This is a genomic window from Limosilactobacillus urinaemulieris, from assembly GCF_014838745.1.
Lineage (GTDB): Bacteria > Bacillota > Bacilli > Lactobacillales > Lactobacillaceae > Limosilactobacillus > Limosilactobacillus urinaemulieris.
In genome coordinates this window covers 1-13,486 of record NZ_JABUXR010000026.1, presented here as the reverse complement: position 1 = coordinate 13,486, position 13,486 = coordinate 1, and the positions used below count along the sequence as shown (strand labels likewise).

11 protein-coding genes and 1 pseudogene are annotated in these 13,486 nt (G+C 40.8%); 4 read left to right on the top strand and 8 right to left on the bottom strand.

Annotated elements, in window-relative coordinates:
• Positions 1 to 301: 301 nt before the first annotated feature.
• Positions 302 to 1,201: a prenyltransferase gene (locus HUK45_RS08900; protein ID WP_191912016.1), complete on the bottom strand. Its 900-nt coding sequence runs from the start codon at positions 1,199 to 1,201 to the stop codon at positions 302 to 304.
• Between the two features lie 73 nt (positions 1,202 to 1,274).
• Between HUK45_RS08900 and HUK45_RS08895 the strand changes: the two genes are divergently transcribed.
• The 3 genes and pseudogenes from HUK45_RS08895 (at position 1,275) to adhP (ending at position 4,289) form a co-directional block, all read left to right on the top strand.
• Complete coding sequence (locus HUK45_RS08895) at positions 1,275 to 2,252, top strand: polyprenyl synthetase family protein (protein ID WP_191912013.1); 978 nt, start codon at positions 1,275 to 1,277, stop codon at positions 2,250 to 2,252.
• A gap of 21 nt (positions 2,253 to 2,273) precedes the next feature.
• Entirely contained in the window at positions 2,274 to 2,987 is a 714-nt protein-coding gene (locus HUK45_RS08890; protein ID WP_413230830.1) for an ion transporter, read from the top strand.
• A gap of 287 nt (positions 2,988 to 3,274) precedes the next feature.
• Positions 3,275 to 4,289 (top strand): annotated as a pseudogene (adhP, locus tag HUK45_RS08885) (alcohol dehydrogenase AdhP).
• A gap of 100 nt (positions 4,290 to 4,389) precedes the next feature.
• On the opposite strand, the gene HUK45_RS08880 reads toward adhP, so the two are convergent.
• Genes HUK45_RS08880 through HUK45_RS08870 form a run of 3 tightly spaced genes read right to left on the bottom strand, consistent with a single transcriptional unit; the run spans position 4,390 to position 7,558 of the window.
• A complete protein-coding gene (locus HUK45_RS08880) occupies positions 4,390 to 5,307 on the bottom strand; it encodes a dihydroorotate dehydrogenase (RefSeq protein ID WP_191912012.1) in 918 nt (305 codons plus the stop codon).
• A complete protein-coding gene (locus HUK45_RS08875) occupies positions 5,307 to 6,602 on the bottom strand; it encodes a dihydroorotase (RefSeq protein ID WP_191912011.1) in 1,296 nt (431 codons plus the stop codon). Before HUK45_RS08875 ends, HUK45_RS08880 begins: the two co-directional genes overlap by 1 nt.
• The gene (locus tag HUK45_RS08870) at positions 6,602 to 7,558 is read right to left on the bottom strand and encodes an aspartate carbamoyltransferase catalytic subunit (protein WP_191912010.1); all 957 of its coding nucleotides are present in this window, start codon (positions 7,556 to 7,558) and stop codon (positions 6,602 to 6,604) included. The genes HUK45_RS08875 and HUK45_RS08870 overlap by 1 nt, the downstream gene beginning before the upstream one ends.
• A gap of 297 nt (positions 7,559 to 7,855) precedes the next feature.
• On the opposite strand from HUK45_RS08870, the gene HUK45_RS08865 reads away from it, so the two are divergent.
• On the top strand, positions 7,856 to 9,673 hold the full coding sequence (locus tag HUK45_RS08865) for a heavy metal translocating P-type ATPase (protein ID WP_191912014.1): 1,818 nt from the start codon (positions 7,856 to 7,858) through the stop codon (positions 9,671 to 9,673).
• Positions 9,674 to 9,795: 122 nt separating this feature from the next.
• Here the strand turns inward: HUK45_RS08865 and HUK45_RS08860 are convergent, their stop codons facing one another.
• The 4 genes from HUK45_RS08860 to HUK45_RS08845 form a co-directional block, all read right to left on the bottom strand.
• The gene (locus tag HUK45_RS08860) at positions 9,796 to 10,503 is read right to left on the bottom strand and encodes a matrixin family metalloprotease (protein WP_191912009.1); all 708 of its coding nucleotides are present in this window, start codon (positions 10,501 to 10,503) and stop codon (positions 9,796 to 9,798) included.
• 82 nt (positions 10,504 to 10,585) lie between these two features.
• The gene (locus HUK45_RS08855) at positions 10,586 to 11,413 is read right to left on the bottom strand and encodes an exodeoxyribonuclease III (RefSeq protein ID WP_191912008.1); all 828 of its coding nucleotides are present in this window, start codon (positions 11,411 to 11,413) and stop codon (positions 10,586 to 10,588) included.
• Positions 11,414 to 11,426: 13 nt separating this feature from the next.
• The gene (locus HUK45_RS08850; RefSeq protein ID WP_191912007.1) at positions 11,427 to 11,747 is read right to left on the bottom strand and encodes a MazG-like family protein; all 321 of its coding nucleotides are present in this window, start codon (positions 11,745 to 11,747) and stop codon (positions 11,427 to 11,429) included.
• Between the two features lie 174 nt (positions 11,748 to 11,921).
• Positions 11,922 to 12,944, bottom strand: coding sequence for a serine hydrolase domain-containing protein (locus HUK45_RS08845; protein ID WP_191912006.1), 1,023 nt, complete (start codon positions 12,942 to 12,944; stop codon positions 11,922 to 11,924).
• Positions 12,945 to 13,486: the final 542 nt, after the last annotated feature.

Below are 13,486 nucleotides of genomic sequence, written 5' to 3'. Positions count from 1 at the left end.
GATCGCCGGGAGGCTGTCCATATTTAGTATTAATTTTAAGAAAAGGAAGAACCGCTCAGAATTTCAAATGAAATTCCGAACGGTTCTCTTAATTTAAAGGACTTATGTCACAGCCCCTTCTAATGCAGCTGAGTAGAAATGTGCTCGTCACGACCGCCACCTCCGTCTAACGGTTCTAGGCAACATAGTCAAGATCTGCTTGCCCTAACCTTCCTCGAGCTAACGACCTCCGACTCCGACGGCAAGACGCCGTTCGTCGGAGAAATCGTTAGCCACCGGAAGGTTTTAACGGGCTCGCACTCTACAATACTCCCACCCCATATGTTATTACTTGGGCGAGGGAGCCGACGAGGAGAATTTTAACGGCACAAGGAAAGGTGCGCTTTTTGACTTGTTCATGATACAGAAGCTTGGTTTGTTTGATAACAAACGGAATAATCAATAAGGTAAGCAGCATCGTCCAAGGGGCTAGACGTGCCATAACAGCGGTAATAATTGCTAAAAAGGCAATCACATTTTTAGTAGTAAAACTATTTAGCCCCTGCTGAACACCAATAAAATGGATAATGGTGTGACGGTAATTATCTTCATCTTCTTGAGCATCACAAATATTATTAGCAAGCATCAGGTTTGAAATCCACAATTCACATGGTAAGGCCACTAACCAAATCTTGATTAAATTAGTCCAGCTCCAATCAAAGTTACCAGTTTTATTAATATAAACCGAAATCAGCATAATCATAAAGCCCATCGTAAAGCCGGAAAAGAATTCACCAACCGGTAACCCGTTCATCGGAAATGGTCCTGACGAATACAAAATTCCTACAGCAAAACAAAAGATTCCCATCCAAAGCAGTGGCAATCCAACCCGGGTAACAAGGTAAAGCCCCATTCCAGCAGCAACAATGCTAAAAAGAAGAATCAAGGCTAAGACAAGTTTGGGAGAAATCTTTTCCCGACCAATAATATTGGTATTTTTCTTGTAATCCTCAGTATCAACCGCATGATTATAATCATTATAATTATCCATCATATCAACGGCCATATTAAAGAGGAGCATCGCAATAAAAAAGAGAATTGAGTTAATGAGGTTAAACGAGTGGTAATAATAAACACTCATGCAGACCCCGAGAAGCATCGGGAGGATACTAGCAGTTTTGGCTTTAATCTCAACTAACTCTAAAAAGACATCTAATGACACATTCATACTTCCCATTCATTTAAAAATATTGTTACAATATGATAGTACACCAATACAAAGGAATTATCATTCAATGGACAAACATTATTTCCGTAGTGACCCACAGCTTAATAACGCACTTCAGGAAGTCAATCACCTGATTAATCAGCGGATAACCGTTAATAATAGTGATTTACAAGTAGCACTGAAACAAATGGCTTCAAAGGGCGGTAAGTATCTCCGCCCTGCTTTCTGCCTAACCTTTGCCCGATTAGGCGGCAAGGATAGTTGGAACAGTTCTAAGCTAATCAAAATTGCTTCCTCATTAGAAATTCTCCACATGGCAACTCTGATTCATGACGATGTGATTGATGACTCCCCTGAACGACGAGGAGCGCCAAGCATTCAAAAAGCTTTTGGCAAAGACACAGCAGTATATAGTGGCGATTTACTATTTACCGTTTTTTTCGATTTATTGGTTGAAACCATGGAGAGTTCACCGTACCTAGCAACAAATGCTCTAGCAATGCGTAAAATTCTCGCTGGGGAGCTAGGTCAAATGAATCAACGCTATCGTCAGCAATCACTTCTTGAATATTATCGGAACATTAACGGTAAAACAGCTACTCTTTTTAGCCTGGCCGCTCAAGAAGGAGCATATTTCGGTGGTGCCGATGCTAAAACCGTTCACCTTGCCAAACATATCGGGCAAAATATCGGGATTACTTTCCAAATTCTGGATGATATGTTGGACTATACTACCAACAAAAAATTGAATAAGCCAATTCTTGAAGACCTCGCTACTGGTGTTTATTCCCTGCCGCTTCTCCTGGCCTTAAAAGAGCACCATGAAGAACTTAACCCGTATCTCGCCAAGAAACAGGAAATGACAGTCGAAGATACTCAAAAAGTTCAACAATTAGTTAACCAGTATGGCGGTGTTAAGCAAGCCCATGAATTGGCTGGTAAGTTTACTAATAAATCATTACAATTAATTGATGAATTACCAACAAGCCCTACTCAGAAACTTCTTAAAAAAGTAACCATCCAACTCTTGAACCGCTCAATGTAAGAATAAGGAAGTTAAGCCAAATTGAAACGTCAAGTATACATTTTATATCTTCTTACCATGGCCCTATTAGCGGTTGTTTCGGTTCTATTAATTGCATTTGACTTTGCCCATGAGCTTAATATCAATAATGAACCTTTTAAGGCAGTTAATAACGGGATCCTGGTTATTTTTACAATTGATTACTTTACCCGGTTTTACCTTGCAAAGGATAAGAAGAAGTTCTTCAAACATAATATTTTTGACCTACTTTCAATCATCCCCGTTAATGGCCTTGCATGGATTTTCCGGTGGAATCGGGTTAGTCGAGTCTTCACTTTCTTACGAATCGTTCGTCTTATTGGGTTAACTGGGCGGTTAAACCGGTTTATCGAAAAGGATGGTCTGCTGTACTACCTTTATGTAACTTGCGCGGTTCTTTTGATCTCTGCTTCGATGTACAGCATCTCTGAGTGCACTCATTTTTCCACCGCTCTTTGGTGGGCAATCACTACGGCTTCAACAGTTGGTTATGGTGACATTTCGCCCACCACCACGATCGGCCGCATTGCTGGTGTCCTATTAATGCTCGTGGGGATTGGGTTAATCGGGGTTATTACCAGTACAATTACCGATTATTTCTCCCAAGAAGATAATAATCAAATTCAAGATAAATTAGACCAGATTGAAAGAGAAAACCGAGAATTACGCAAAGAATTGCAAGAGTTAAATGAACATTTAAATCACCTTACTAAATGATCAGCATCAACTGATCATTTTTTTAATTATTTTTTCTTAGAATAATTTTGCATATATACATAAAGACCAATATTGCTCTTTATGTTAACCGGTTATCATAAAACTGGAATTGATCAATTGCTTACCAATTCACTAGTTTCTCTTTTAGTAAAATTTTACGTTTATAAAATGAGAATTTCTTTACTTGTAAGCGCTCGCAAGTGCAATAAGCCTATGCTACATTAACCATAGTGATTCGGATCATAGTTGTTAACTAACTGTTTTACTAAAGTTGGGAGGCTAATAAAATGAAAGCTGCCGTTGTTCGTAAAGATTGTGATGGATACTTTGATGTTAAGGATGTTACTCTTCGTGACTTAAAACCGGGTGAGGCCCTAGTAAAAATTGAATATTGTGGTTTATGCCATACTGATTTACACGTTGCTGCTGGTGATTTTGGTAAGGTTCCTGGTAGAATTACCGGTCATGAGGGAGTTGGCCGAGTTGTTAAAGTTGGACCAAATGTAACTAGCCTTAAAATTGGCGATCGGGTATCAGTCGCCTGGTTCTTCTCTGGCTGTGGTCACTGTGAATACTGCATTACTGGTAACGAGTCACGTTGAAAATGCTGGTTACACTGTTGACGGGGCAATGGCTGAATACTGTATTGTAAAAGCTAATTACGCCGTTAAAGTCCCAGAAAACTTGGATCCAATTAAGGCTACTTCCGTTACCTGTGCTGGGGTAACCACTTACAAAGCAATCAAGACTAGTCAAATTCGCCCTGGTCAATGGTTAGTAATTTACGGTGCTGGTGGCTTAGGCAATCTAGGTGTTCAATGGGCAAAGAATGTTTTTAAGGCCCACATAATCGCCGTTGATATTAGTGATGAAAAGCTCCAAGCAGTTAAGGATGCTGGTGCGGATATGATTATTAATTCTGCAAAAGTTGATCCTGCAAAGGAGATTCAAGACAAGATCGGCGGAGCACAGGCAGCGGTTGTTACTGCTACTGCAGCGATTTGTTATGATCAAGCACTTGCTTCTGTTCGTGCTGGCGGAAAGGTTGTTGCAATTTCACTGCCAAAGGGAAAGATTGATGTTCCAATTGCTAAAACAGTCCTTGATGGGATTGAAATTGTTGGCTCATTAGTTGGTACCCGGCAAGATTTAGCCGAAGCATTTGAATTGACTGCTGAAGGAGCCATTAACCCAATTGTCCACACGCGGAAATTATCCGAAATCAATAATATCGTTGACGAAATGAAGAACGGTAAAATTGTTAGCCGAATGGTTGTTGATTTCACTAATGGTGCTAATTAAACGTTAAAAAATAAATAATAAAATCACCTTTAACTGATATAGCTAAAGATGATTTTATTATTATATGAAGAATTTTTTACAAGCAAGTTCAGACTGTAATTTATATTCTCAGCTCTGCCAGTGAGCCAATGCCAACTCGAGCCATCGCTTGCGGCAACTGCTCAATAATGTGAGGCATTGCTAAAGCATCATGAAAGTGCGCAGAACCGACCTGAACAGCTGAAGCACCAGCTAAAAAGAATTCAATAACGTCTTCTGCAGAGGAAATTCCCCCTTCACCAATGATTGGAATGTTCACTGCATGGGAAACCTGGTAAATCATCCGAATAGCCAGTGGTTTAATTGCGGTTCCCGAGAGGCCACCCATGACATTTCCCAGAACCGGCTTCCGGGTTTTCGGATTAATCTTCATCCCCAATAAAGTATTAATCATACTTAAACCATCAGCACCCCCTGCTTCAACTGCCTGAGCAATCTCCACAATATCAGTAACATTAGGAGTTAGCTTAACATAAACTGGAACATCGCCACTAGCGGTTTTAACTGCCTTGGTTAGTTTCTCAGCAACTTGCGGATCAGTTCCAAAGGCCATCCCACCATGTTTAACGTTGGGACATGAAATATTAAGTTCCAATGCATCAACTAATCCGGTTGTGGCCAGGTGTTTAGTAACCATTACATAATCCTCAACACTTGCGCCACCAATACTTGCTACTAAAGGAAGATCAGGGTATTGATGCTTAAGATGGGGAATCTTTTCTTCTGCAACTACCTTTACCCCAGGATTAGTTAAGCCAACTGAATTTAACACCCCATCACTCAATACCGCAATCTGTGGTTGGGGATTTCCCGTTCGCGCTTGGGGAGTCGTAGTTTTGATTACGATTGCGCCCAGCCGGTTAAGATCATACTTTCGTGCTTGTGGAACATCACCGAAGCCAAATGTTCCAGAGGCCGGCATTACGGGGTTCTTCATTTTTAACCCCGGCAAATTTACTGCAAGACGAACATCAGTCATTATCCTTCCTCCCCATTTCGTGAATAAGCAACTTCCCCATTAACTAGGGTTAAATCTGTTGTTCCATAAACTCGTTGACCGGTGAATGGATTGTTAACACCCTTGGAAAGGTAAGAGTCTTCAGTAATTTCCCGCTCCGTATCTAGATCGAAAATTGCAATATCAGCTGGCTTGCCAGGTTCTAGGTGCCCTGCCTGGTCTAAGCCAAACTCTTCTGCTGGAACTGTACTCATCCAATTTAACAGCTGGGTTAAACTAAAGATTCCCTGACGAACAAAATGCGTGTAAAGCATTTCAAATGCGGTTTCACTGCCGGTAATTCCGTTAGCTGCCCCCCGCATATCGTCTTGCGGTTTTTCTTTCCGTGAATGAGGAGCATGATCGGTCGCAATCATATCAATCGTCCCGTCAAGTAGTCCCTTAATAACGGCTTGACGATCCTCCTCATGCCGTAATGGCGGATTCATCTTAAAGTATGAGTTATTTGCTGGAATGTCTTTGTCAGCAAGCAAAAGATGGTGCGGTGTCACTTCACAGGTAACATTAACTCCCTCTTTCTTTGCCAAGCGAACAAGTTCAACACTTTCCTTTGTTGATACATGGCAAATATGGTAGTGAACTCCGGTTGCCTTTGCAAGGACAAGGTCACGCGCGACCTGCGCTGATTCGGAAACACTCGGTGCCCCGGGTAAACCTAACTCCTTAGCCCGCTTTCCGGCAGTCATTACACCACCAAAGAGAAGTGAATTATCTTCAACGTGAGCTGCTAATGGCAGACCAACCTTAGCAGCCCCCTCCATTGCCCGATACATGGTTCCAGCAGTCTGAATTCCGCTACCATCATTACTGAAAGCAAAGGCTCCTGCATCCTTCATTGCCTGAAAATCAACTGGCTGGTCCCCCTGACGGTTAATCGTGACACTTGAATATTGGGCCACGTGAACAAGACCAGTCTTCCGGTTATGATCAATCATTCGACGAAGCTTTTCAGGAGTATCAGGAACGGGATCAACATTTGGCATCGCACCAACCGTCGTAAAGCCACCATGGGCAGCGGCCTTACTCCCTGTTTCTACCGTTTCCTTATAGGTAAGACCTGGATCGCGGAAGTGAACATGAACATCAACTAAACCAGGAGCAACCAATTTTCCGCTAGCATCAATTACCCTATCCACACTTTCGTCAGCAATTAAATTCTTGCCAAGCGCCTGGATTTTGCCATCCTTAATCATGACATCCGCATCTAATAATCGGCCGTCAACAAAGCAGCGGCCATCCTTAATTAACATTCTCATTAATCTAAGCCACCCAACTTTCGACCGCGAAGAACTGCTTCTAACATTGCCATCCGCATGAAGACACCATTTTGCATTTGTTCATAGAACTTGCAGTTAGGTGCTTCAACCAGACTACCTGCTAATTCAACATCGTGGTTGATCGGACCTGGGTGCATGATAATCGCATTCTTTTTCATTCGATTGTAACGCGCTTCATTAATTCCGTACTTTTCGTGGTAAGATTCAGCAGAGAACTTTGCTTCGTTGGCATCCCCGGCATGTCGTTCATGTTGAACCCGAAGAAGCATGAGAACATCCATTTCACCGACTAAATCATCAAGTGGCATAAACTTACCGTACTTATCGTAAGCGTGGTCATACCAGTAATCTGGACCAGAGAAGTAAACCGAAGCACCAAGACGGTTCAAGATTTCCATGTTACTTCCTGCAACCCGTGAATTAGTAATATCACCGATAATACCAACCTTTAAGCCATCAAAATGACCAAAATGTTCATGAATGGTCATCATATCAAGCATACTTTGTGAAGGGTGCTGACCTGACCCATCACCAGCGTTAACAATCCCCATGTTCAAACGAGAGCCTGCTTGGGGATGAATCAATGGTTCATAATAAGCATTCGTTGAGTGACGAATAACTGCGAGGTCAACACCGAGGGCATCCATTACTAACATTGTGTCATACATGGTTTCGCCCTTCTTGACTGAACTGTGTTGCGGGTCAAAGAAAATATCAGTTAAACCAAGGCGTTTTTCCGCAACTTCAAAACTCGTGTGAGTCCGAGTTGAGTTTTCAAAGAAGGCATTGGTAACATAAACTGGTTTAGTTAGCTTTGGCGTTTCACCACCATCTTTGTAAAATTCAGCGCGGTGAATCAATGATAATACTTGTTCAGAAGATAAATCTTCAACAGTAACAAAGTGGGGGAGCTTAACTAATGGTAATTCAGTCATAATTGAATTAACTTCCTTTATCTAAAAATTTGTCCTAAAGAAAAACACCAGGCGCAATAGAGGCCTGGTGTTAACGAAATTTTTTAAAGTTAGTTAATCTTACTTTGAAAAAGTCGTCTTTCTAGCCTCACGGGACTAAATTAAAGGACATTGATTGTTGCTAATAATGTACTCTGATTGGTGTCAAATGTCAAATGAATTTTTAAATTAACTATGCTAGAAAGAATAGTTAAAAGAACAGGCTCCCTTCCCAATTTAACGTATAATAAAAGTAAGAAGATTACGGGAGGGATAATGGTGAAAAAATTATCAAATAAGCAGAAGCTCTGGTTAATCATCATCATTGCTGCTGTTGCTGTTATTTTACAGTACGCATGTGGTTATCCGCTTTTTGCACAAATATTAGTAACGGTGGTTGGGGCAGTAGTTGCTCTTTCAATGTTTATCGGAATGGTCAAGTCAATTCGTACCGGTGACTACGGTGTTGACCTCCTTGCAATTTTAGCCGTAGTTGCCACCCTAGCTGTAGGCGAATATTGGGCCGCCATGGTAATCCTGGTAATGTTAACGGGTGGAGATGCTCTGGAAGACTATGCAGCCAGGAAAGCGAATACTGAACTGAAGTCGCTACTTGATAATACTCCTCAAATTGCTCATGTCGTGACTGATGGGTCAACCAGTGATCTCGCAGTAAAAGATGTTCAGGTTGGCGCTGAGGTAATCGTTAAGCCGGGCGAAATTGTTCCGCTAGACGGAAAAGTAGTCACTGGTCAAAGTGAGTTAGATGAATCATCCCTTACAGGTGAATCACGACCAGTAAGTAAAATTCCTGGTGATGAAGTGATGTCAGGAGCAATTAACGGTGCTAACTCAATCACAATCAAGGTAACAAAACTTGCCAAGGATAGCCAGTATCAACAACTGGTTAAGCTGGTTAAGACCGCTGAGGAATCTCCTGCTCACTTTGTCCGATTGGCAGATCGTTACGCAGTGCCATTTACTATCGTTGCAATCGTGATTGCTCTAGCTGCTTGGTGGTGGTCCGGAAATCCGGTACGAATCGCGGAAGTTCTTGTAGTAGCTTCGCCTTGTCCATTAATTTTAGCTGCCCCAATTGCAATGGTCTCAGGAATGAGTCGGGCCTCCCGAAATGGGATTGTGGTTAAAACCGGAACCGTCCTCGAAAAATTGGCCAACGCCAAAACCGGGGCTTTTGATAAGACTGGAACAATTACTAATGGGCAATTAGCTGTTGGAGAGATCATCCCTGCTTCTGATAGCCATTTTTCTCATGACCAGCTCCTGCAACTGGTAGCGAGTGCTGAAAGCGAATCTTCACATATTCTTGCCCGGTCACTGGTTGACTACGCCAAAAAGCAAGCAGTTTCCCTTAGTCCGGTTCAAGATCTTCAAGAAGTTACCGGTAAAGGAATCACGGCTACAGTTGATGGTTATCAAATGAAGATCGGTAAATTAGCATTCGTCGATCCTAAGGGAAAGCAAGCCATTCTCCCTTCGACTGCGGTTTACATTGGAATCAATGGTCAATATGCTGGAGCAGTAACATTCGTTGATCATATTCGTCCAGAAGCACGGCAGACAATGAATGCACTCCGTAAAATGGGCGTTACTAATCTGATGATGCTAACTGGTGATCAAGCAGCTTTTGCAAAGGAAGTTGCTAAACAAGTTGGTATTACAGACGTTAAAACGAACTTACTACCACAAGGAAAGATTGCCGCACTGAAAGCAATTCCATTAGATCAACATCCGGTCTTTATGGTTGGGGATGGTGTTAACGATGCCCCATCATTTGTGACTGCTGATGTTGGAATTGCCATGGGTGCTCATGGCGCTACCGCCGCTAGTGAGTCTGCATCAGTTGTGATTATTCGCGATGATCTTTCACGAATTGCCAAAATTGTCGAAATTGCTAAAGACACAATCAAGATTGCTAAACAAGCAGTCTTAATTGGGATTGCAATCTGCATCATTTTAATGTTGGTTGCCTGCACCGGGATTCTTCCTGCCTTTGTAGGTGCAATGTTTCAAGAAGTGATCGATACGGTTTCAATCTTGTGGGCACTGAAAGCACGCAGGGTTAAGCTAGATTAGAATGATGCGTAACCCCTTTAGAAAACACAAATGATGAGCTCCAGAGTTCGGCCTAACCGAGCACTGGAGCTCATCATTTATGTACTGCATTATCAAAGTAATGAGGTCATATACCATCATCCTTACTTTGGCGCATATAATTTTTTAACTGCTTGAACATCAGCTGGCTGAATAGTGTAGAAAGAACCAGCAGGTTGCATTACTGAAACGTGATTTGTGTGATCAAGACCAATTGCGTGGCCAAGTTCATGCTCTGCTGTATTAACTATTCGTTGTTGATCATAACCATAGTCAGGGTCAAGAAGGTATCGCTGGTTTAAATAAACATTAGCATGGACAAAGTGGTTATTAACCGAATTCGATGAAGTTTTAGTCAAACCGGCCGCATTAGTACTATCGTTATCCATTGCACTCACAACGATTTCTGCTTGTTGGCGGCTATTAACTTGACGAAATGTAAATGCTCCGGTCTGGTTCCATTGTTGGATTGCCGATTGGGTTGCTGAATCAAGGGTTTGATTACCAGTATTAATATAAATCGTTGCGGTATTTGTTGCCCACCGTCCATTAGTGGGAATCGTTGTTGAATCGGTTTGTTGCTGACTCGTTTGCTGATTCTTTTGAGAATCCGAATCACTCAGGTTAAGGTTCTGGGTAGTCGAATCATCCCCATGACCAATCAGATTAACAATTCGTTGCCGAAAGTTCCAAATCATTGCAGTTGATGCCGCTTGAATTCGTGAATTGTTAAAGTAAAGCCAGCTGCCACCGATAATTAGCGTCAAAACGACCAATCGTTTAAAAAGACGAAAGATCCTGATCTTGGCCACCTTCTTTCTCAATGATTAATATTCTAACTAGCAATATTTACTAAATTGTGACCAAGATATTAAATTTTTATTAATCATGTCTTTAAAGATCGATATCTAATTCAATCGGCGTATGATCACGTCGTTTACCAGAATCAATCATTGTTGAACTCTTAATCTGATCGGCAAGCCGGTCACTAACGAGCCAGTAATCAATTCTCCAGCCTGAATTATTTTGCTTACTAGTGATTACCCGTTGTGCCCACCAAGAATAGGCACCTGTTTTTTCTGGATTAAGATGACGAAAACTATCGGTAAAACCAGCCGCAAGTAATTTAGTAAAGTGTTCCCGTTCCTCATCCGTAAACCCTGCGGAATGATGGTTGTTTTCTGGATGAGCTAGATCAATTGGTTCATGGGCAACATTAAAATCACCACTTGCAATCACTGGCTTTTGTTGATCAAGTTTCTGTAAATATTCACGATACCGATCATCCCAAACCTGACGATCGGCTAACCGTTTCAAGCCGCTTCCAGAATTTGGTGTGTAAACCTCAGTAACGAAAAAGTTAGGAAATTCAAGGGTAATGATTCGTCCTTCATCATCCATCGTTTCTGGTGCCCCAATTTGGGGATAAGTAACTGTCGGTTCATATTCTTTTAGGTAGAGGTACATTGTTCCGGCATACCCCTTCCGTGCGGGCTCGACTGAACTTCGCCAGACAACCTGGTAGTCAGGAAATAACTCTTGCAAAACTGCAAAATGCTTCTTTGTTGGTCCATTTTTGGATAATTTAGTTTCTTGAATTGCAATTACATCTGGATGCTGATCTGCAATCTTATGGAGAACGCTTCTCGTTTCTTCAGCCCTTGTCGATGTTCCGGTTAAGGCCGCGTTAATCGAATCAATGTTCCATGAAATTAACTTCATAAACAACTTCCTCCTAATTTTTCCTTTCAAGATCGCTCTGCTTAATGAAGACACCAGCAGAAGTAGTTTCACCCTGACGATCCGCAATTTCCCGATAAGCAGCTGTTAATGCTTTCTTATGGTCAACACCAACTAACTGGCAAAAAATTAACAAGGCAATTTGGAGATCACCAATACTATCAACTAACCGCTCGTGATTTTGTTTATTATAGGCAGCTGATAGTTCCCCGAGTTCTTCAGTCATCTTCATAAATTCAACTCGTGGATCAGCCCGATCAATCTTTCGGTGGTGTGCCCAATCATGGATCCTATTAATTAGCTCTTCGTACTCCACAACAATATTCCCCCTCAGCTGATATATTCTTCTTGTCTATTTTACATTATTTCAACTAAAAGCAATAACAGAATAAGAGTTTTCAAATTTAAACAGCATTCGTTAAAACTGAACTAAACTACCCTAAAATTGTCAGAGTTGTCTAACAATTTTAGGGTAATCAAAATAGGACTATTATTCTCCCATATAATTATGTAACAAGTCATCAGATGCCGATTTCAGTGTTAAATAATCAATATTATTAGAGAATAACATGATCATCTTCTTGGTCTTGTAATTAGCAATGAAACAGGCATTATAGCCTGGAATACTCCCGTTAGCCCGAATGATATCACTATCAATGTACACTCCACCAAAGTAGGCAACTTCTTGTTTCTGTGATTCTTGATAAAATTCATTTACCATCTGAGGATTTTTTAAAACATAATTGTAAATGAATTGCCAATAGTTATTCGGTGATATAAACAAGTTTCCCGCACCGAAATCAGAAGATGTAGTAACGGTTACCCGGTGCCAATCAACAGTCGAATCCATTGTCTGGGGAACGTTCTTCTTATTGACTTCAGAGAAATCCTTAATCTGCCGTAAATGAAGTGGCTTTGCAAATTTTCTTTGGATATAGGCATTATAGGTAGAATGAGTCTGCTTACTAATAATTGCGGCTAACAGTTCGTAATCGACATCTTGGTAATCCCAGGTATGAACGTGATCATTCTTCAAATGGGCAAGCATATAATCAATTTGTTGCTTCTGCCCTTTGAGTGGCATTAAGGGACGATCATTATTCACTAACCCACTGGTATGGTTCATTAACTCACGAATTGTTATATCCTGACTACCATCAATTTGTGGGAAATACTTATGAAGTGACGTATCATAAGTTATTTTTTTCTCTTGCTTTAGTTGGTAAATTGCAGTTCCCGTTATGATCTTTTGAAGCGAAGCGGTTGGAAATAATCGGTTTGTTTTAACAATCTGGTTCTTGTTAGCATTTTCGTTATTCGTTATGGTAACTGGCTGACTTCCCTTATCATTAACCAATATCACCCCATTAATGTGATGTGACTTTAGATAATCATAAAGTTGTGTTTGCGTCTGCTGATCTACCGCGGATGCTTTACTTTGCTGCTGAGTTGATACAAAGAATAACCCGAAAGAACAAAACGTTAGAAAGATAAATAAATTAAGTTTTTTCATAATTGTACTCCAGATAATAAAAGCCCAATAATATAAATAGTATAATTTTATTTTATCCTTATTTAATAACCCGGGCAAGAAAATGAGAGCATCAAGAATTGAGTAAACTTCATTTATGCAAATCATACTATATATTTGATTTATAGAATATAATATAAATTGTAATAAGGAATATACCGTGTGCAGTGGGTGCTTTCTAGCTCACAAGATGGTATGAGTGGATGCTTTCTTGGCACCCACCTTTCGTTTTAAACTTTTATCTAGCTGCCAACTGGAGTAAAATATACTTGTCTTATCAAAGACACACCATTTATTGGTCCTTGAGGTCGAATTCAAGTTATCCTTCCAAAAATAACTTGAAACATATAGAAAGTGGGGCTGTGACATAAGTCCCTAATAATAAGCGGAGTTAGATGAAATCTTCGGGGTATACACTTTCTGGTATTGATAAAAAATCAATGCCAGTTTTTTTGTACACAAAAAGGACAACTGCTGTCCTCGTGTTGTACAATCAATTCACCACAAAAATCATGTAAAGAAGG